This window comes from Micromonospora sp. NPDC023956, from assembly GCF_040639195.1.
GTDB lineage: Bacteria > Actinomycetota > Actinomycetes > Mycobacteriales > Micromonosporaceae > Micromonospora.
The window spans coordinates 292,788-314,848 of sequence record NZ_JBEZZN010000001.1 but is presented as its reverse complement, the minus strand read 5'-3'; the positions used below and the strand labels follow the sequence as shown (position 1 = coordinate 314,848).

The following is a 22,061-nucleotide window of genomic DNA, read 5'->3' as shown; positions in this document are numbered from 1 at the left end:
CCGCGACCCGCGTCGGCCGGACGCGGTCAGCCGACCGCCGTCCGGGTCAGCGCCGCCGAGAGGGTACGCAGGATCGCCGGCTGGTGTTGGGCCAGGAAGAAGTGCCCGCCGGGGAAGACGTGCAGGTCGAACGGTCCGGTGGTGTGCTCCTGCCAGGCTCGGGCCTCGTCGACCGTGGTCTTCGGGTCGTCGTCACCGGTGAACACCGTCACCGGGCAGCTCAGCTTCGGCCCCGGGGTGTACTCGTACGTCTCCGCCGCCCGGTAGTCGTTGCGGATGGCCGGCAGCGCGGCCCGCAGCATGTCCGGGTCGCCGAGGACCGCCGAGTTCGTCCCGCTGAGCTTCTTCACGTCGGCGAGCAGGCCCTCGTCGTCGAGCAGGTGCACCGTCTCGTGCCGCTGGCACGACGGCGCCCGCCGCCCGGACGGGAACAGGTGCGTGGCCGGCGTGCCGGTTTCCGCCTCCATCAGCCGGGCCACCTCGAAGCCGAGGGTCGCGCCCATGCTGTGCCCGAAGATCGCGAGCGGCTGGTCCAGCCAGGGCCGCAGCACCCGGAAGACCTGCCGGGCCAGCTCCGGAAGGTTGTCGACGCACGGTTCGTGGCGGCGGTCCTGCCGGCCCGGATACTGGACGCTGAGGACCTCGACGGCCGGCGACAGCGCCCGGGAGACCGGGAAGTAGAAGCTCGCGGACCCGCCGGCGTGCGGCAGGCACACCAGCCGGGGCGCACCGGCCGGCGCCGGGTGGAACCGGCGTACCCACAGGCCGTTGTCGTGGTCGGTCATCGTCACGCGATCCTTCCCAGCGATGGACCCGGACCTCCGGGCACCCTGCCATTGCACCGGACGCTAACCGCGCCGCCGGAGGCGGACCACCCCTAGCGGACGGGGCCGAGCGGTTAGGGGTTGTCGCAGCTCATACGACGCCATAACTTCCCCGCAGAGGGGACCCGTGGCTCTCGGGTGACGTGTACTCAAGGACGTGGAACCGAACTGGCCTGAGAATTCGCGCATTCGCACCGCCGACCGCGTCAGGTCTCCGCCGGCCACTGCGATGGGTCAGGTTGATGGACACCGAAGAGAAGCTCCGGGAGTATCTGAAGCGGGTCACCACCGACCTGAGGCGGACCCGGCAACGGCTCCGCGACGTCGAGGACGAGGCCCGGCAGCCGATCGCCATCGTCGGCATGGCCTGCCGGTTCCCCGGCGGCGTCACCACGCCCGAGGAGCTGTGGGACCTCGTCGCCGCGTCCGGGGACGCCGTCGGCGGCTTCCCCACCGACCGGGGCTGGGACCTCGACGACCTCTACGACCCGACCGGGGAGCGCCCCGGCACGTCCTCGGTGCGGGAGGGCGGCTTCGTCCCCGACGCCGGCCACTTCGACCCCCGCTTCTTCGGGATCTCGCCCCGGGAGGCCCTGGCCATGGACCCGCAGCAGCGGCTGCTGCTGGAGGTCTCCTGGGAGGCGTTCGAGTCCGCCGGGGTGGACCCGACCGCGCTGAAGGGCGAACGGGTCGGCGTCTTCGCCGGCCTCACCCACGGTGACTACGCCGCCGGTGCCACCGACGTACCCGACGGTGTCGTCGACTACCTCGGCCTCGGCAACGCCGGCAGCATCAGCTCCGGCCGGGTCGCCTACACCTTCGGATTCGAGGGACCGGCGGTCACCGTCGACACCGCGTGCTCGTCGTCGCTGGTGGCCCTGCACCTGGCCGTCCAGTCGCTGCGCTCCGGCGAATCCGACCTGGCCCTGGCCGGCGGCGTCACCGTCATGCCCACCCCGGCGGTCTTCGTCGACTTCACCCGGCAGGGCAACCTCTCCGCGTCCGCCCGGTGCCGGGCCTTCGCCGACGCCGCCGACGGCACCTCCCTCGCCGAGGGCGTCGGCATACTCCTCGTCGAACGCCTCGCCGACGCCCACCGGCTCGGCCACCGGGTTCTCGCCGTGGTGCGGGGTACGGCGGTGAATCAGGATGGTGCGTCGAACGGGTTGACGGCGCCGAATGGTCCGTCGCAGCAGCGGGTGATCCGGCAGGCGTTGGCGTCGGCGCGGTTGTCGCCGGCGGATGTGGATGTGGTGGAGGCGCACGGTACGGGTACCACGTTGGGTGATCCGATCGAGGCGCAGGCGTTGCTCGCCACCTATGGGCAGGACCGTGTCGTGCCGTTGTTGTTGGGGTCGGTGAAGTCGAACATCGGTCATACGCAGGCTGCGGCGGGTGTGGCGGGCATCATCAAGTCGGTGTTGGCGATGCGGCACGGCATCGTTCCGGCGAGTTTGCATGTGGATGTGCCGTCGTCGAAGGTGGACTGGTCGGCGGGTGCGGTGGAGTTGGTGACCGAGGCGACCCCGTGGCCGGTGGTGGATCGTCCGCGTCGGGCGGCGGTGTCGTCGTTCGGGATCTCCGGCACCAACGCCCACGTGATCGTCGAGCAGCCCGAACCCGTACCGGCCGACCCGGACGTGCCGCAGGCGGTGGCCGGCGGGGACCTCCCGGTGGTGCCGTGGTTGGTGTCGGCGCGGTCGGCGGAGGCCCTGACCGGGCAGGCAAGCCGGTTGGCCGGGTTCGTCCGGGAGGACACCGGCCGGTCGCCGGTGGAGGTCGGCTGGTCCCTGGCGACGACGCGGGCGGCGTTGGAGCACCGGGCGGTCGTGCTCGGCACGTCCGGCGACGAGCTACACGCCGGGCTGGAGTCGCTGGCCGCCGGTGGAGCCGAGCGGGCCGGCGCGTTGGTGGTGGGTCAGGCGGTACCCGGTCGTCGGGCGTTGGTGTTCACGGGTCAGGGTGCGCAGCGGTCGGGGATGGGTCGGGAGTTGTACGGCCGGTTCCCGGTGTTCGCGGATGCGTTCGATCGGGTGTGTGGCCTGTTCGAGGGTCGGTTGGATCGTCCGTTGCGGGAGGTGGTGTTCGCCGAGGCGGGCTCCGAGCTTGCGGGGCTTCTCGATCGGACGGTGTTCACGCAGGCGGGTCTGTTCGCGGTGGAGGTGGCTCTCTACGAGTTGCTGTCTTCGTGGGGTGTGACGGCTGATTATGTGGCGGGTCATTCGATCGGTGAGGTGACGGCTGCGTATGTGTCGGGGGTGTTGTCGCTGGAGGATGCGTGTGCTCTGGTGGCGGCGCGGGGTTCGTTGATGCAGGCCCTTCCTTCGGGTGGGGGCATGTTGGCGGTGGGTGCCGCTGAGGCCGAGGTCCGCGCTGTCGTGGGTGACGGTGTGGATGTGGCGGCGGTGAATGGTCCTCGGTCGGTGGTGTTGTCCGGGCCGGTGGCCGTGCTGGATCGGGTGGCGGAGGAGTGTGCTGCCCGGGGTTGGCGGGTCAAGCGTCTGTCGGTGAGTCATGCGTTCCATTCGCGGTTGATGGAGCCGATGCTGGATGAGTTCCGGGCGGTGCTCAGCGGCCTGTCGTGGTCGGCGCCGAGGGTGCCGATCGTGTCGAACCTGACCGGTCAGGTGGCGGATGCGTCGGAGATCGCGGGTGTGGAGTACTGGGTGCGGCACGTGCGGGAGGCGGTGCGGTTCGCCGACGGGATCGCCACCCTGTACGGGCTCGGTGTCAGCACGGTCTTGGAGATCGGGCCGGATGCGACGTTGACGGCGATGGCCGCTGACACGCCGACCGACCGGACGGTGCACCTGATTCCGGTGATGCGGCGGGACCAGTCGGAGACGAGCAGTCTGGTGACCGCGTTGGCGCGGCTGCACGTGACCGGGACTCCCGTCGACTGGACGGGTTGGTTCACCCAGGCCGGCCACCAGCCGCGCACCGTCGACCTGCCCACCTACGCCTTCCAGAAGGAGCGCTACTGGCTCAACGCCGGAGCGTCCGGCGCGGACGCCTCCGGGCTCGGCGTACGCGGCACGGAGCACGGCCTGCTCGACGCCGAACTCGTCGCCGCCGCCGACGACGTCCGCATCCACGGCGGCCGGCTCTCCGTGCAGGCTCAGCCCTGGCTCGCCGACCACGTGGTGTGGGGCTCGGTCGTCGTACCGGGCTCGGCACTGGTGGAGATGGCGCTGGACGCCGGAACGCGGGCCGCCTGCGACACGCTGGAGGAGCTGACCCTCGCCGCCCCGATCGTCCTGCCCGAGCAGGGCGCCCGAACCGTACAGCTGCACCTCGGCACCCCCGACGAGCACGGCCGTCGTCGGGTCACCATCCACTCCCGGCCGGCGGACGACCCGCGCGGCGACTGGACCCGGCACGCCGAGGGTGTCCTCGCCCCCGGCGGCTCCGACGCACCGGACCCGCTCACCGAGTGGCCACCGGCCGGCGCCACCACCGTGCCGGTCGAGCCGATCTACGAGCAGTTGCACCGTCTCGGTGTGGACCACGGTCCGACCTTCCGTGGGCTGCGCGCCGCATGGCGTACCGACGACGCGGTCTTCGCGGAGGTCGCCCTGCCCGACGGCACCGCCGCCGCCGGATTCGCCCTCCACCCGGCGCTGCTCGACGCGGCGCTGCACGTCGTCGGCCTCACCGACGACGCCGACGCCGACGCCACCGGAGCCCGGCTCCCGTTCGCCTGGTCCGGTGTCGCCCTCACCGCCGTCGGCGCGACCCACCTGCGGGTACGCCTCACCCGCGCCGGTTCGGCGGTGTCGTTGACCCTCGCCGACGGGACCGGTGCACCCGTCGCACGGATCCGTTCACTGCTCTCCCGGCCGGTCGGCGCCGGCCAGCTCGACACCACCGGACCGGCCGGACTGCCCCTGTTCGACCTCCGCTGGTCCGCGCTACCGCTGCCGTCCCGGCCGGCGACCGGAATCGTGGCGCTCGACGACGCCGGACCCGCCACCGCGTCGCTGGCCGGCGGACTCGCCGCCCTCGCCGCCGCCATCGACGCCGGTCGGCACGACCCCCGGCTGGTGCTGCTCCCCGTCGGGGACGATTCGCCCGGCGACCCGCTCGGCGCGACCCACGCCCGGCTCGCCGGGGCCCTGACGGCCGTGCGGGAGTGGCTCGCCGACGACCGCTTCGCCGACCGGCGGCTCGTCGTGCTCACCCGGGGCGCGGTCCCGGCCGGTACCGCCGGTGAGGTGGCCGACCTGGCCGGTGCCGCCGTCTGGGGGCTGGTGCGTACGGCGCAGCTGGAACACCCCGGTCGATTCGTACTGGCCGACCTCGACGCGGGGGTCGACGCCGACCTGCTCGGCCGCGCCCTGGCCAGCGACGAACCCCAGCTCGCCGTCCGCGACGGGCAGCTGCTCGTACCCCGGCTCGCCCCGGCCGACGCCTACCCGACCGGCACCACCGACCTGCTGCCCGACGGCACGGTGCTCGTCACCGGCGCCACCGGCACCCTCGGCGGCATCATCGCCCGCCACCTGGTCACCGTGCACAAGGTCCGACACCTGCTCCTCGTCGGCCGGCGCGGTCCCGACGCCCCGGGCGCGGCGGAACTCCTCGCCGACCTCGCCCGGCTCGGCGCGCAGGTGCGCCTCGTCGCCGCCGACGTCGCCGACCGGGACGCGGTCGCCGCGTTGCTCGCCGCCGTCCCCGCCGAACACCCGTTGACCGGGGTGGTGCACGCCGCCGGGGCCCTCGACGACGCGGTGGTCACCGCGCTGACCCCGGAGCGGACCGCCGCCGTGCTCGGCCCGAAGGCCGACGCCGCCTGGCACCTGCACGACCTCACCCGGCACCTGGACCTGCCGATGTTCGTGCTCTTCTCCTCGATCGCCGGCCCGCTCGGCGGTCCCGGCCAGGGCAACTACGCCGCGGCCAACGCCTTCCTCGACGGGTTGGCCCACCAGCGGCACGCCGCCGGGCTCGCCGCCACCTCCCTGGCCTGGGGGATGTGGGAGGAGGGCAGCGGGATGACCCGCGACCTGGGCACCGGCAGCCGGGAACGGCTGGCCCGCCAGGGCATCGTCCCGCTCGGCACGGAGCAGGCCCTCGCCCTCTTCGACGCCAGCCGGCGCAGCCGGCAACCGCTACTGGTGCCGGTCCGCCTCGACCTCGCCGGACTGCGCACCCTCACCACCGTCGACCACCTCCCGGTAACGCTGCGCGGGCTGGCCGGCGTCCGCGTGCGGCGCAGTGCCGCCGGGTCCACCACCCCGGCGGGCGGATTCCGTGACCGGCTCGCCGCAGCCTCCGACGAGGACCGTCGGCGGCTGGTCGAGGAGCTGGTCACCGGCCAGGTGGCCGAGGTGCTCGGGTACGCCTCGTCGGCCGCGCTCGGCACCGGGCAGTCCTTCATCGAGCTCGGCTTCGACTCGCTGACCGCCGTGGAGCTGCGCAACCGGCTCACCGCCCTGACCGGTGTGTCGCTGCCGGCCACGCTGGTCTTCGACCACCCCACCCCGGACGCGCTGAGCGGGCACCTGATGGCGCAGCTCGGCCCCGGCCCGTCCGCGCCGACCCTCCTCGACGAGCTGGACCGGCTGGAGGCGGCGTTCTCCGCCACCCCGGCGGAGAGCCTGGCCGAGCTGACCGCCGACGAGGAGACCCGAACGGCGGTCACCGCGCGGCTCCGGGCACTGCTCACCCGGTGGGAGGGCGAGGACGGCGACACCGACTCCGTCGCCCCCTCCCTCGACGACGCCAGCGACGACGAACTCTTCGACTTCATCGACAGCAGGTTCGGTCGTTCCTGACCGTCGAACCGCCCCGCTTGCCGACCAACGCGACAGGTGAATCCCCGATGGCCAACGAAGCCAAGCTCCGTGAGTACCTCAAGCGCGTCACCGCCGATCTCCACGAGACCAGCGAACGCCTGAAGGCCGTCGACGCCAGGAACCACGAGCCCATCGCGATCGTCGGGATGAGCTGCCGCTACCCGGGCGGGGTCCGCTCACCCGAGCAGCTGTGGGACCTGGTCGCCACCGCCACCGACGGCATCACCGGCTTCCCCGTCGACCGGGGGTGGGACACCGAGCAGGCGTACGACCCGACGGGGGAGCGGCGGGGCAGCACGTACGCCCGGGAGGGCGGGTTCCTGCACGACGCCGGGGACTTCGACCCGGACCTCTTCAAGATCTCCCCGTACGAGGCGCTGGCCATGGACCCGCAGCAGCGGCTCATGCTGGAGGCGTCCTGGGAGGCGATCGAGGACGCCCGGATCGATCCGCTCTCGCTGCGCGGCAGCCGCGTCGGTGTGTTCGCCGGCATGATGTACCACAACTACGCCGCCGGACTCGAGGACGTACCGGAGACGCTGGACGGCTTCATCGGCGGCGGCACCGCCAGCAGCGTGCTCTCCGGCCGGGTCGCCTACACCTTCGGGTTCGAGGGGCCGGCGGTGACGGTGGACACGGCGTGTTCGTCGTCGTTGGTGGCGTTGCACCTGGCGGTGCAGTCCCTGCGGTCCGGCGAGTGCACGCTCGCGTTGGCCGGCGGCGTCACCGTGATGACCACCCTGGAGACGTTCATCGACTTCTCTCGACAGCGCGGCCTCGCACCGGACGGGCGCTGCAAGTCGTTCGCGGAGGGCGCCGACGGGACGGGGTGGTCCGAGGGCGTCGGGGTGCTCCTGGTGGAGCGACTCTCCGACGCGCGTCGCCATGGTCACCGGGTCCTCGCCGTGGTGCGGGGTACGGCGGTGAACCAGGACGGTGCGTCGAACGGCCTGACCGCGCCGAATGGTCCGTCGCAGCAGCGGGTGATCCGGCAGGCGTTGGCGAATGCCCGGTTGACCACGGCGGACGTGGACGTGGTGGAGGCACACGGTACGGGCACCATGCTCGGTGATCCGATCGAGGCGCAGGCGTTGCTGGCGACGTACGGGCAGGGCCGCGACGTTCCGTTGTTGTTGGGGTCGGTCAAGTCGAACATCGGTCACACCCAGGCCGCAGCCGGCGTGGCCGGCGTGATCAAGATGGCCGAGGCGATGCGGCACGGCATCGTTCCGCCCACGCTGCACCTGGATGCCCCCTCGTCGAAGGTGGACTGGTCGGCGGGTGCGGTGGAGTTGGTGACGCAGGCGCGTGCGTGGCCGGTGGTGGATCGTCCGCGTCGGGCGGCGGTGTCGTCGTTCGGGATCTCCGGCACCAACGCGCACGTCATCATCGAGCAGGCCGAAGCGGAAACCGACCCGGCACCGGCGACGGCCGGGGGCGACCTTCCGGTGGTGCCGTGGCTGGTGTCGGCGCGGTCGGCGGAGGCCCTGACCGGGCAGGCCGGACAGTTGGCGGAGTTCCTCCGCACGCATGCCGACCTCTCGCCGCTGGATGTCGGGTGGTCCCTGGCGACGACGCGGGCGGCGTTGGAGCACCGGGCGGTGGTGTTCGGTGCGTCCGGCGGTGACCTGTCCGCCGGTCTGGTGGCGTTGGCCGAGGGTGCTTCGGTGCCGGGGCTCGTCACGGGTGAGGTGGTTGCTGGTCGTCGGGCGTTGGTGTTCACGGGTCAGGGTGCGCAGCGGTCGGGGATGGGTCGGGAGTTGTACGGCCGGTTTCCGGTGTTCGCGGATGTGTTCGATCGGGTGTGTGGCCTGTTCGAGGGTCGGTTGGATCGTTCGTTGCGGGAGGTGGTGTTCGCCGAGGCGGGCTCCGAGCTTGCGGGGCTGTTGGATCGGACGGTGTTTACGCAGGCGGGTCTGTTCGCGGTGGAGGTGGCCCTCTACGAGCTTCTCGTTTCGTGGGGTGTGACGGCTGATTATGTGGCGGGTCATTCGATTGGTGAGGTGACGGCCGCGTATGTGTCGGGGGTGTTGTCGCTGGAGGACGCCTGCACGTTGGTGGCGGCGCGGGGTTCGTTGATGCAGGCCCTTCCTTCGGGTGGGGGCATGTTGGCGGTGGGTGCCGCTGAGGCTGAGGTCCGCGCTGCCGTGGGTGACGGTGTCGACATTGCGGCGGTGAATGGTCCGGCGTCGGTGGTGTTGTCTGGGGCAGTGGCTGATCTGGATCGGGTGGCGGAGGAGTGCACCGCCCGGGGCTGGCGGGTCAAGCGTCTGTCGGTGAGTCACGCGTTTCATTCGCGGTTGATGGAGCCGATGCTGGATGACTTCCGGGCGGTGCTCAACGGTCTGACCTGGTCTGCGCCGAGGGTGCCGATCGTGTCGAACCTGACCGGTGCGGTGGCGGATCCGTCGGAGATCGCGGGTGCGGAGTACTGGGTGCGGCACGTCCGGGAGGCGGTGCGGTTCGCCGACGGGATCGCCACGCTGCACGGGTTGGGTGTGTCGACGGTCCTGGAGGTCGGGCCGGATGCGACGTTGACGGCGATGGCCGCTGACACGCCGACCGACCGGACGGTGCACCTGATTCCGGCGATGCGGCGGGACCAGTCGGAGACGACGGCGCTGGTCACGGCTCTGGCCCGGTTGCACGTGACCGGCACTCCTGTCGACTGGTCGGGTTGGTTCACCCAGGCCGGGCACCGACCGCGCATCGTCGACCTGCCCACCTACGCCTTCCACCACCGGCGCTACTGGCTGAACGCCAGTACCCGACCCCGTGGCACCGAAGGCTCCGCCGTTGCCTCCCCGAGCGACGAGGCGTTCTGGCAGGTCATCGAGAACCAGGACGTCGAGACGCTCGCCGCCACCCTCGCCGTTGACCCCGAGGCCCCGCTCGGTGCCGTGCTTCCCGCCCTCTCCGCGTGGCGGCGTCGCCACGAAACCGAGTCGGCCCTCGATTCGTGGCGGTACCGGGTCATCTGGCAGCCGCTACCCGACCACGTCCGGCAGGAGGGCGGCGACCTCCTCGTCCTCGTGCCCGCCGAAGTCGACGGCCCCGCCGGCCAGTGGGCGACCGCACTCACCGAGCCCGGCGTACGGCTGCTGCCGGTGGCCGCCGACACCGACCGGGCGCGCCTCGCCCGGGACCTCACGGAGGCGTACGCCGAGGGACAGCCCGGCATCGTCCTCTCCCTGCTCGGCCTCGCACCCGGAACGCATCCCGACTCAGTTTCCGTGCCGGCCGGTCTCGCCGCCACGGTCACTCTCGCCCAGGCCCTCGGTGACTCCGGGATCCCCGCCCGGCTCTGGATCGCCACCCGGGGCGCGGTCACCGTCGACCCCCGCGACCACCTCGTCGACCCTGACCAGGCGGCACTCTGGGGCTTCGGCGGTGTGCTGCGCGTCGAGCATCCACACCGCTGGGGTGGCCTTGTCGACCTGCCCGAGACAGCGGACCCGCGCGGCGTACGACTGCTGCGTCGGCTGCTCGGCGGTGAGCGCGTCGAGGACCAGCTCGCCCTCCGCGCCACCGGCGGGTACGCCCGGCGACTGGTCCACGCCGGTCCGCCGGTCGGTCCCGCGCGTACCTGGACCCCGCGTGGCACGGCGCTCGTCACCGGCGGTACGGGCGCGCTGGGCGGGCACGTCGCCCGTGCCCTCGCGGCGGCGGGCGTCGACCACCTGCTGCTGGTCAGCCGGCGCGGCCCCGGCGCGCCCGGCGCCGCGTCCCTGGCCGAGGAACTGACCGCAGGCGGTACCAGGGTCACCGTCGCCGCCTGCGACGTGGCCGACCGGGACTCGCTCCGAGCACTGCTCTCCACCGTCCCCGCCGACCTGCCGCTCACCACCGTCGTGCACACTGCGGCGGTACTCGACGACACCCTGGTCGACGCCCTCACCGTCGCGCAGATGACCACCGCCCTGCGAGCCAAGGTCGATGCCGCCCGCAACCTCGACGAGTTGACCCGCGACCACGAGCTGTCGGCGTTCGTCCTGTTCTCCTCCCTGGCCGGCACCATGGGTGGCCCCGGGCAGGCCAACTACGCCCCCGGTAACGCCTGGCTGGACGCCCTCGCCCGCCGCCGCCGAACCGAGGGACTGCCGGCCACCTCCGTCGGCTGGGGCCTCTGGGCCGACGGCGGGGTCAGCACCGGCGACTTCGAACGCCGGATGGCCCGCAACGGCATCGCGGCGATGGACCCCGCCACGGCCATCCGTGCCCTCACCCGGGCGCTCGACCACGACGAGACCGACCTGCTGGTCGCCGACGTCGACTGGAACCAGGTGGCGGCCACCGCCGGAGGACGCCCCGATCCGCTGATCCGGGAGCTGCTGACCGCGCCACAGGTCACCGACGCCGCCACCGCCGAGCGGGCCGGCGGCGCGACCGCCCTGCGGCACCGTCTCGCCGGACTCTCCGAGGCCGAGCAGCTCGACACCCTGCGCGACCTGGTGCGCGCCGAGGTCGCGGTGGTGCTCGGGCACGGCGGTGCCGACCAGGTGCCGGCCGAACGCGCGTTCCGGGACCTCGGCTTCACCTCCCTCACCGCCGTCGAACTGCGTAACCGGCTCGACGCCTCGACCGGGCTCACCCTGCCCGCCACCCTCGCCTTCGACCACCCCAACCCCACCGCCCTGGCGGTCCACATCCGGACCGAACTGCTCGGCGGGCACGCCCTGCCCGAGACGCGACAGCCGGCGGTACGCCCGGTCGACGACGACCCGATCGTCATCGTCGGCATGGGCTGCCGATTCCCCGCCGGGGCCGGCTCACCGGAGGAGTTCTGGCGGCTGCTCGCCGACGGGGTCGACGCCATGTCCGACTTCCCCACGAACCGGCACTGGGACCTGGACACGCTGTACCACCCCGATCCGGAGCACCCCGGGGCGTCGTACGTGACGCAGGGCGCCTTCCTGGACGATGCGGGCGCGTTCGACGCGGGGTTCTTCGGGATCTCGCCCCGGGAGGCGGTCGCCATGGACCCGCAGCAGCGGCTGCTGCTGGAGGTGTCCTGGGCGGCGATGGAGGACGCCCGGATCGACCCGTCCTCCCTGCGCGGCAGCCGGGTCGGTGTCTTCGCCGGCACCAACGGTCAGGACTTCGACAACCTCATCCGACACGGCGGCGACGACCTCGCCGGGTACGGCGCCACCGGTGCCTCCGCCAGTGTGCTGTCGGGTCGGGTGGCGTACTCGTTCGGGTTCGAGGGGCCGGCGGTGACGGTGGACACGGCGTGTTCGTCGTCGTTGGTGGCGTTGCACCTGGCGGCGCAGTCGTTGCGGTCGGGGGAGTGCGACCTGGCGCTCGCCGGTGGCGTGACGGTCATGGCCACCCCCGGTGCCTTCGTCGAGTTCTCCCGGCAGCGCGGGCTCTCGGCCGACGGGCGGTGCCGGTCGTTCGCGGACTCGGCGGACGGCACGGGCTGGGGCGAGGGCGTCGGCGTGCTGCTGGTGCAGCGGCTGTCCGACGCGCGTCGGGAGGGTCGTCGGGTTCTCGCGGTGGTGCGGGGTACGGCGGTGAACCAGGACGGTGCGTCGAATGGTCTGACGGCGCCGAATGGTCCGTCGCAGCAGCGGGTGATCCGGCAGGCGTTGGCGAATGCCCGGTTGACCACGGCGGACGTGGACGTGGTGGAGGCACACGGTACGGGTACCACGCTCGGGGATCCGATCGAGGCGCAGGCGCTGCTCGCCACCTACGGGCGGGACCGTGTCGAGCCGTTGCTGCTCGGGTCGGTGAAGTCGAACATCGGTCATACGCAGGCTGCGGCGGGTGTGGCCGGCATCATCAAGATGGTGCAGGCCATCCGGCACGGTTTCGTTCCTCCGACGTTGCACGTGGATGTGCCGTCGTCGAAGGTGGACTGGTCGGCGGGTGCGGTGGAGTTGGTGACCGAGGCGACCCCCTGGCCGGTGGTGGATCGTCCGCGTCGGGCGGCGGTGTCGTCGTTCGGGATCTCCGGCACCAACGCGCACGTCATCATCGAGCAGCCCGAGGCCGAACCGGTGACGGCTTCGTCCGTGGCGTCGGTGGAGGCCGGACCAGCGGCTGACGCGCTGCCGGTGGTGCCGTGGCTGGTGTCGGCACGGTCGGCGCAGGCCCTGGCCGGGCAGGCAAGCCGGTTGGCCGGGTTCGTCCGGGACCACGCGGGGCTGTCGCCGGTCGACGTGGGTTGGTCCCTGGCGACGTCGCGGGCGGCGTTGGAGCACCGGGCGGTGGTGCTGGGTGCGACTGGCGACGACCTGTCCGTCGGGCTGACTGCTCTGGCCGACGGTGAGTCGGTGCCCGGTGTGGTGACGGGTGAGGTGGTTGCTGGTCGTCGGGCGTTGGTGTTCACGGGTCAGGGTGCGCAGCGGTCGGGGATGGGTCGGGAGTTGTACGGCCGGTTTCCGGTGTTCGCGGATGTGTTCGATCGGGTGTGTGGCCTGTTCGAGGGTCGGTTGGATCGTTCGTTGCGGGAGGTGGTGTTCGCCGAGGCGGGCTCCGAGCGTGCGGGGCTGTTGGATCGGACGGTGTTCACGCAGGCGGGTCTGTTCGCGGTGGAGGTGGCGCTTTATGAGTTGCTGTCCTCCTGGGGTGTGACGGCCGACTACGTGGCGGGTCATTCGATTGGTGAGGTGACGGCTGCGTATGTGTCGGGGGTGTTGTCGCTGGAGGATGCCTGCGCGTTGGTGGCGGCGCGGGGTTCGTTGATGCAGGCCCTTCCTTCGGGTGGGGGCATGCTGGCGGTGGGTGCGGCTGAGGCCGAGGTCCGTGAGCTGGTCGCTGTCGCTGTCGATGCCGATGCCGGTTCTGGTGACGGTGTCGACATTGCGGCGGTGAATGGCCCTCGGTCGGTGGTGTTGTCCGGGCCGGTGGCCGTGCTGGATCGGGTGGCGGAGGAGTGTGCTGCCCGGGGTTGGCGAACCAGACGTCTGTCGGTGAGTCACGCGTTCCATTCGCGGTTGATGGAGCCGATGCTGGATGAGTTCCGGGCGGTGCTCAACGCTCTGACCTGGTCTGCGGCGAGGGTGCCGATCGTGTCGAACCTGACCGGTCAGGTGGCGGATCCGTCGGAGATCGCGGGTGCGGAGTACTGGGTGCGGCACGTCCGCGAGGCGGTGCGGTTCGCCGACGGGATCGCCACCCTGCACGGGCTCGGTGTCAGCACGGTCCTGGAGATCGGGCCGGATGCGACGTTGACGGCGATGGCCGCCGACACGCCGACCGACCGGACAGTGCACCTGATTCCGGTGTTGCGGCGGGACCAGTCGGAGACGACCGCCCTGGTGACCGCGTTGGCCCGGTTGCACGTGACCGGCACGCCGGTGGACTGGGCGGGTTGGTTCACCCAGGACGGGTACCGGCCGTGCACCGTCGACCTGCCCACCTACGCCTTCCAGCGCACCTGGTACTGGCCACAGGTCACGGCCACCGGAGGGGCCGCCCGGTCGGGCGATGACGTCGACGAGCGGTTCTGGGCGGCGGTGGAGCGGGAGGATCTGGCCGGGCTGGGGGAGGAGTTCCAGCTCGACGCCGACCAGCCGTTGAGTGCGCTGCTGCCGAGGCTGGCCCAGTGGCGGCGGGAGGGACAGCGGCGGTCCACCGCCGACTCTTGGCGCTACCGCGTCGAGTGGCGACCGGCGGCGTCCGTACCGAAGGCGGATCTGGTCGGGACCTGGTTGGTGCTGGCACCCTCGACGCAGACCGGACACCCGGTGGTCGAGGGCCTGGCTGCGCACGGCGCCGAGGTCGTCACGGTGCTCCTCGACCCGACGGCCCTGGGCCGTGCCGACGTGACCGAGCGGCTGCGCGCTGCCGTACCCGACCCGGGCGATCTCGCCGGAGTGGTGTCGTTGCTGTCGCTCGCGGGCGCGGGTGTCGGTGAGGCGCTGGCCGTGGTGCAGGCGTTGGGTGACTGCGGTGTGGGCGGTCGGGTGTGGTGGGTGACCCGGAGCGCGGTGTCGGTGGGCCGGTCGGACGAGCCCGCGGACCCGGTCGGGGCTGCGGTGTGGGGTCTCGGTCGGGTGGCGGCGTTGGAGGAGCCGCGCCGCTGGGGTGGCCTGGTGGACCTGCCGCAGGAGGTGGACGAGCGGGCGGTCCGCCGGCTCTGCGGGATGCTGACGGATGGCACCGAGGATCAGCTCGCGCTGCGGTCCTCCGGGGTGTTCGTTCGTCGGTTGGTGCGGGCGTCGGGTGATCCGGTGCGTCGGGTTTTCCGGTTGTCGGGGACGGTGCTGGTCACCGGTGGTACGGGGGCGCTCGGTTCGCGGGTCGCGGAGTGGGCGGTCGGTGCGGGTGCCGGGCACCTGGTGTTGACCAGCCGTCGCGGTGAGCGGGCGTCGGGCGCGGTGGAGCTGGCCGAGCGGTTGCGGACGTCCGGGGTACGGGTGACCGTAGCGGCCTGTGACGTGGCGGATCGGGCGCAGGTCGGGGCGCTGCTCGACGGCCTCGCCGGGCAGGGCGACCCGGTCCGCGCGGTCGTCCACGCCGCCGGAGCCCCCCAGTTCACCCCACTGGCCGAGATGGGCCAGGACGAGCTGGACGAGGTGCTCCGCGCGAAGGTCGACGGTGCGGCGCACCTCGACGAGTTGCTGCCGGACGGGCTGGACGCGTTCGTGGTGTTCTCGTCCATCGCCGGGGTGTGGGGCTCGGCGGGGCAGGCCGGCTACGCGGCAGCCAACGCCTTCGTGGACGCGCTCGTCGCGCGCCGCCGGGGCCGGGGCACCGTCGGCACCACCGTGGCGTGGGGACCCTGGGCCGGCGGTGGCATGGCCGTGCAGGGTGAGGCACAGGAGCAGTTGGCGCGGCGTGGTCTGCCGGCGATGGCGCCGGAGTTGGCGGTCACCGCGTTGCAGGGCGCCCTGGACCGGGACGACGTCGCGGTGGTCGTCGCCGACGTGGCCTGGGACCGGTTCGCCCCCTCCTTCACCGCGCTGCGCCCCAGCCCCCTGCTCGACGAGATTCCCGAGGCGCGACCCACGCAGACCGACGTCGGCCCGGCCCCCAACGACGGTCCGCAACTCGGCCGCCGGCTCGCCGGCATGACGACCGTCGAGCGGGACGCGTACCTGCTCGACCTGGTCCGAACCCAGGCTGCCGCCGTGCTCGGGCACGCCACGCCGGACGCCGTACCGGCCGACCGGGCGTTCCAGCGTCAGGGCTTCGACTCGCTCACCGCCGTCGAGTTGCGCAACCGGCTCACCGCCGAGACCGGCCTGACCCTGCCCAGCACCCTGGTCTTCGACCATCCGACGCCGTTGGCCCTGGCGACCCAGATCGGCGTCGAACTGACCGGTGCGCCGGCTGAGACGGTGGCGGCGAACCGGAGCGTCGCGGTCGACGACGACCCGATCGTCATCGTCGGCATGGGCTGCCGCCTGCCCGGTGGTGTCGACACCACCGGGCAGCTCTGGGAACTGCTCACCGGTGGCCGGGACGGCATCTCCGACTTCCCGCTGGACCGGGGCTGGGACAGCTTCCTCGGCGGCAGGCTCACCGACACGTCCTTCCCCCGCCAGGGCGGCTTCGTCTACGACGCCGGGGCGTTCGACGCGGAGTTCTTCGGCATCTCGCCCCGCGAGGCCCTGGCCATGGACCCGCAGCAGCGGCTGCTGCTGGAGGTCTCCTGGGAGGCGATCGAATCAGCCGGCGTGGACCCGTCCCGCCTGAAGGGCGAACGGGTCGGCGTCTTCGCGGGCGCCAGCTTCCAGGGGTACGCCTCGACGGCGATGGGCCGGGACCAGGAGGTCGGCGGTCACCTGCTCACCGGCAACGCGACCAGCGTGCTGTCGGGTCGGGTGGCGTACTCGTTCGGGTTCGAGGGGCCGGCGGTGACGGTGGACACGGCGTGTTCGTCGTCGTTGGTGGCGTTGCACCTGGCGGCGCAGTCGTTGCGGTCGGGGGAGTGCGACCTGGCGCTCGCCGGTGGCGTGACGGTGATGGCTTCCCCCGCCACCTTCGTCGAGTTCTCCCGTCAGGGTGGCCTCGCGCCGGACGGGCGCTGCAAGTCGTTCGCCGAGGGCGCCGACGGGACCGGCTGGTCCGAGGGCGTCGGTGTGCTGCTGGTGCAGCGGCTGTCCGATGCGCGTCGGGATGGTCGTCGGGTTCTCGCGGTGGTGCGGGGTACGGCGGTGAACCAGGACGGTGCGTCGAACGGGTTGACGGCGCCGAATGGTCCGTCTCAGCAGCGGGTGATCCGGCAGGCGTTGGCGTCGGCGCGGTTGTCGCCGGCGGATGTGGACGTGGTGGAGGCGCACGGTACGGGTACCACGTTGGGTGATCCGATCGAGGCGCAGGCGTTGTTGGCGACGTACGGGCAGGACCGTGTCGTGCCGTTGTTGTTGGGGTCGGTGAAGTCGAACATCGGTCATACGCAGGCTGCGGCGGGTGTGGCGGGCATCATCAAGTCGGTGTTGGCGATGCGGCACGGCATCGTTCCGGCGAGTCTGCATGTGGATGTGCCGTCGTCGAAGGTGGACTGGTCGGCGGGTGCGGTGGAGTTGGTGACGCAGGCGCGGGCGTGGCCGGTGGTGGATCGTCCGCGTCGGGCGGCGGTGTCGTCGTTCGGGATCTCCGGCACCAACGCCCACGTCATCCTCGAACAACCGGAACCCTTGCCGGACCCGGTACCGGCCGGGACGCCGGTACCGGCCGGACCAGCGGCTGACGCGTTGCCGACGGTGCCGTGGTTGGTGTCCGGGCGCTCGGCCGACGCCCTGACCCGGCAGGCCGGTCGCCTCGCCGAGCATCTTCGTGGCGACCGGGAACAGTCGCCGGTCGACGTGGGTTGGTCCCTGGCGACGTCGCGGGCGGCGTTGGAGCACCGGGCGGTGGTGCTGGGTGCGACTGGCGACGACCTGTCCGTCGGGCTGACTGCTCTGGCCGACGGCGAGTCGGTTCCCGGTGTGGTGACCGGTGAGGTGGTTGCTGGTCGTCGGGCGTTGGTGTTCACGGGTCAGGGTGCGCAGCGGTCGGGGATGGGTCGGGAGTTGTACGGCCGGTTCCCGGTGTTCGCGGATGCCTTCGATCGGGTGTGTGGCCTGTTCGAGGGTCGGTTGGATCGTCCGTTGCGGGAGGTGGTGTTCGCCGAGGCGGGCTCCGACCTTGCGGGGCTGTTGGATCGGACGGTGTTCACGCAGGCGGGTCTGTTCGCGGTGGAGGTGGCTCTCTACGAGCTTCTCGTTTCGTGGGGTGTGACGGCCGACTACGTGGCGGGTCATTCGATTGGTGAGGTGACGGCTGCGTATGTGTCGGGGGTGTTGTCGCTGGAGGACGCCGGCGCGTTGGTGGCGGCGCGGGGTTCGTTGATGCAGGCCCTTCCTTCGGGTGGGGGCATGTTGGCGGTGGGTGCCGCTGAAGCTGAGGTCCGCGCTGTCGTGGGTGACGGTGTCGACGTGGCGGCGGTGAATGGTCCGGCGTCGGTGGTGTTGTCTGGGCCGGTGGCCATGCTCGATGGGGTGGCGGAGCTGTGTGCCGCCCGGGGTTGGCGAACCAGACGCCTGTCGGTGAGTCACGCGTTCCATTCGCGGTTGATGGAGCCGATGCTGGATGACTTCCGGGCGGTGCTCAACGCTCTGACCTGGTCTGCGCCGAGGGTGCCGATCGTGTCGAACCTGACCGGTCAGGTGGCGGATCCGTCGGAGATCGCGGGTGCGGAGTACTGGGTGCGGCACGTCCGCGAGGCGGTGCGGTTCTCCGACGGGATCGCCACCCTGCACGGGCTCGGTGTCAGCACGGTCCTGGAGATCGGGCCGGATGCGACGTTGACGGCGATGGCCGCCGACACGCCGACCGACCGGACAGTGCACCTGATTCCGGTGTTGCGGCGGGACCAGTCGGAGACGACCGCCCTGGTCACGGCTCTGGCCCGGTTGCACGTGACCGGCACGCCGGTGGACTGGACGGGTTGGTTCACCCAGGCCGGGCACCGGCCGCGCACCGTCGACCTGCCCACCTACGCCTTCCAGAAGGAGCGCTACTGGCTGCACGACACCCCGCCCGCCAGCGCTGCTCACGCCGCCGTCTCGGCTCCGGCGAGCGACGAGCGGTTCTGGGCGGCGGTCGAGCGGGAGGATCTGGCCGGGCTGGGGGAGGAGTTCCAGCTCGACGCCGACCAGCCGTTGAGCACTCTGCTGCCGAGGCTGGCCCAGTGGCGGCGGGAGGGACAGCGGCGGTCCACCGCCGACTCCTGGCGCTACCGGATCGACTGGACCGCCGTACCGGATGCCGAGCCGGCGCTGTCCGGCACGTGGCTGCTGCTGGTGCCGTACCTCGGCCTGGACGGCGCGCTGCTCGCGGCCGTGACCGACGGGCTGACCGCAGCCGGCGCGGCGGTCCGCCCGGTGCCCCTCGACGGCCCGGCCGACGACCGTGAGCTGGTGACGAAGACCCTCCGCGACGTCGGCGAGGTCGCCGGCGTGGTGTCCTTGCTGTCGCTCGCGGGCGGTGGTGTGGGTGCGGCGCTGGCGGTGGTGCAGGCGTTGGGCAGCGCCGGTGTGGGTGGCCGGGTGTGGTGGTTGACCCGGGGGGCGGTGTCGCTGGGCGCCTCGGACGGCCCGGTGGACGAGGCCGCAGCCGCGGTGTGGGGTTTCGGTCGGGTGGCGGCGTTGGAGGAGCCGCGTCGATGGGGTGGCCTGGTCGATCTGCCGCAGGAGGTGGACGAGCGGGCGGTCCGCCGGATCTGCGGAATGCTGACGACTGGCACCGAGGACCAGCTCGCGGTGCGGTCGTCGGGGGTGTTCGTTCGGCGGTTGGTGCGGGCGTCGGGTGACCCGGTGCGACGGGCGTTCCGGTTGTCGGGGACGGTGCTGGTCACCGGTGGTACGGGAGCGCTCGGTTCGCGGGTCGCGGAGTGGGCGGTCGGTGCCGGGGCTGGTCATGTGATGTTGACCAGCCGTCGCGGTGAGCGGGCTCCGGGGGCGGTGGAGTTGGCCGAGCGGTTGCGGGCGTCCGGGGCGCGGGTGACCGTGGCGGCCTGTGACGTGGCGGATCGGGCGCAGGTCGGGGCGCTGCTGGACGGTCTGGCCGGGCAGGGCGACCCGGTCCGCGCGGTCGTGCACGCCGCCGGTGCGGCCCAGTCCGTTCCGCTCGCCGAGATGACCGCCGAGGAGCTGTCCGACGTCCGGCGGGCCAAGGTCGACGGTGCGGCGCACCTCGACGAGTTGCTGCCGGACGGGCTGGACGCGTTTGTGGTGTTCTCGTCCATCGCCGGGGTGTGGGGCTCGGCGGGGCAGGCCGGCTACGCGGCAGCCAACGCGTACCTCGACGGGTTGGTCGCCCGGCGACGCGCCCGGGGCCTCGCCGGCACCGCCGTCGCCTGGGGACCGTGGGCCGGAGCCGGCATGGCGCAGGGCGAACAGCAGGAGCAGTTGGCGCGGCGTGGTCTGCCGGCGATGGCGCCGGAGCTGGCGGTCACCGCGTTGCAGGGCGCCCTGGACCGGGACGACGTCACGGTGGTCGTCGCCGACGTGGCCTGGGACCGGTTCGCCCCCTCCTTCACCGCGCTGCGCCCCAGCCCCCTGCTCGACGGCATCCCCGAAGCGAGCACCGCCGGCCAGCCCGAGACGTCGCCGTCGGACGCGGGAGCACCGCAGGCCCTCCGGGACCGGCTCGCCTCGGCCGGGGACGCCGAGCGGGAGCGCATCCTGCTCGACCTGGTACGCGGCACCGCGGCCACCGTCCTGGGACACCGCACCCCGGCCGCGATCCGGGCCGGACGGGGCTTCCTGGAGCTCGGCTTCGACTCGCTCACCGCCGTCGAGCTGCGTAACCGGCTCACCGCCGAAACCGGCCTGACCCTGCCGACCACCCTGGTCTTCGACCACCCGACGCCGGCCGCGCTCGCCGCGCACCTCGGTGCCGAACTGGTGCCGCACGGGGCGGCCAGCCCGGTCGTCGCGGAGATCGAGCGGCTCGACCAGCTGCTGCGCGCGGTACCCGGGGAACGGCGTGACGACGCGGAGATCACCCGCCGGCTGGAGGAACTGGTCGCCCGGTGGCGGGGTGGCGCGGCCCCGTCGGCAGTCGACCCGGCCCCCGCTGCCGGCCCGGTCGACGTGGCCGACGACCTGGCCAGCGCCACGGAGGACGACATCTTCGACATCATCTCGCGGGAGTTCGGCAAGTCGTGACCGCCTTCCGCCCTAGGGGTGCGCCCTGCGCATCTAGGGGTGTGCCACACCGTGACGGGCTCCGTAGGGTCGGAGCCCGTCAGGTGGTCGTCCCCGACCGGTACGCGGGACGAGTGGTGGGGTGCGCGCGGGTGCCCGGAGGTACGGGAGGTTCCGTGTGACCCACGTCCGCCAACTGCTCGCGATCAGCGACCTCCACGTCGTGTACGCGGAGAACCGCGCGATCGTGGAGGGCCTGCGCCCCGGCAACGACGAGGACTGGCTGATCGTCGCCGGTGACGTCGGCGAGTTCGTCGCCGACATCGAGTGGGCCCTCGGTCTGCTCAGCGAGCGCTTCGCCAAGGTGATCTGGGTGCCGGGCAACCACGAGCTGTGGACGCCCCGGGACGACGTGGTGCAGCTGCGCGGCGAGGCGCGCTACCGGCACCTGGTCGAGCTGTGCCGCCGCCTGGGCGTGGTCACCCCGGAGGATCCGTACCCGGTGTGGGACCCCGACGGCGACCCGGTCCTGATCGCCCCGCTCTTCGTCGGCTACGACTACACGTGGCGACCCCCGGGGACGTACACCCGGGAACAGGCGTTGGCGCTGGCACACGAGACCGGTGTGGTCTGCACCGACGAGATCCTGCTGCACCCGGACCCGTACCCGAGCCGGGACGCCTGGTGCCGGGCCCGGGTGATCCAGACCGAGCGGCGTCTCGACACGGAGCGTGGCGGTCTGCCCACCATCCTGGTCAACCACTATCCGCTGGTCCGCGAACCGACCCGGATCCTCCGGTTCCCCGAGTTCGCCCAGTGGTGCGGCACCGACCTCACGGCGGACTGGCACCTGCGCTACGACGCCCGCGTCGCCGTCTACGGTCACCTGCACATCCCGCGCACCACCTGGTACGACGGTGTGCGCTTCGAGGAGGTGTCGGTCGGCTACCCCCGGGAGTGGCGTCGCCGGGCCACCGCCCCGGGCCAGCTCCGGCCGCTCCTGCCGACCGCCGTACGGCACCTGGGCTGACCGCCCGCGCCGACCCGTCGGCAGGCCCGTTCCGACCGCCTCAGGCTGCTGTTATCCGGTCCGCCGAAGGCCCGTCGACCACAGCTGAATGAGGGGTCCGTAGGGGTTGGGCGGCAGTTCAGCGCTCAGTACCGTCCACTCACGGTAGCGGTCGGATACCGGCATTCCCAGGGCGAGACGGTGCGCGGGCATGCCGGTGGTCAGCGGTGAGGGACAGACATTGAAGCGGTGAGTGCACGTCCGTGTCGCCATCGGTCGCTCCCGGTCGAAGACGCCGGGTCGGATCGATGGCTTCCTCAGTGTTCGGCGGAAATCGATC

At 72.4% G+C, this 22,061-nt stretch carries 4 protein-coding genes; 3 read left to right on the top strand and 1 reads right to left on the bottom strand.

All coding sequences use genetic code 11. The features are described 5' to 3' along the window. Positions 1 to 26 precede the first annotated feature (26 nt). The gene (locus tag AB0F58_RS00605) at positions 27 to 785 is read right to left on the bottom strand and encodes an alpha/beta fold hydrolase (RefSeq protein ID WP_357135872.1); all 759 of its coding nucleotides are present in this window, start codon (positions 783 to 785) and stop codon (positions 27 to 29) included. A gap of 281 nt (positions 786 to 1,066) precedes the next feature. Here AB0F58_RS00605 and AB0F58_RS00600 point away from each other — a divergent pair, with 281 nt between their 5' ends. The 3 genes from AB0F58_RS00600 to AB0F58_RS00590 all read left to right on the top strand — a co-directional run bounded on the left by AB0F58_RS00600 (position 1,067) and on the right by AB0F58_RS00590 (position 21,742). Continuing rightward, positions 1,067 to 6,601 (top strand): SDR family NAD(P)-dependent oxidoreductase, encoded by a 5,535-nt coding sequence (locus AB0F58_RS00600; protein ID WP_357135869.1) that lies wholly within the window; start codon positions 1,067 to 1,069, stop codon positions 6,599 to 6,601. Positions 6,602 to 6,648: 47 nt separating this feature from the next. Then, positions 6,649 to 20,733, top strand: coding sequence for a type I polyketide synthase (locus AB0F58_RS00595; RefSeq protein WP_357135866.1), 14,085 nt, complete (start codon positions 6,649 to 6,651; stop codon positions 20,731 to 20,733). Positions 20,734 to 20,890: 157 nt separating this feature from the next. Further along, positions 20,891 to 21,742, top strand: a complete 852-nt coding sequence (locus tag AB0F58_RS00590; protein ID WP_357135864.1) for a metallophosphoesterase — start codon at positions 20,891 to 20,893, stop codon at positions 21,740 to 21,742. Positions 21,743 to 22,061 lie beyond the last annotated feature (319 nt).

Excerpts from the sequence above, each read along its gene's own strand:
- AB0F58_RS00605 (WP_357135872.1), bottom strand. The coding sequence starts at position 785 with ATGACCGACCACGACAACGGCCTGTGGGTACGCCGGTTCCACCCGGCG.
- AB0F58_RS00600 (WP_357135869.1), top strand. The coding sequence starts at position 1,067 with ATGGACACCGAAGAGAAGCTCCGGGAGTATCTGAAGCGGGTCACCACC.
- AB0F58_RS00595 (WP_357135866.1), top strand. The coding sequence starts at position 6,649 with ATGGCCAACGAAGCCAAGCTCCGTGAGTACCTCAAGCGCGTCACCGCC.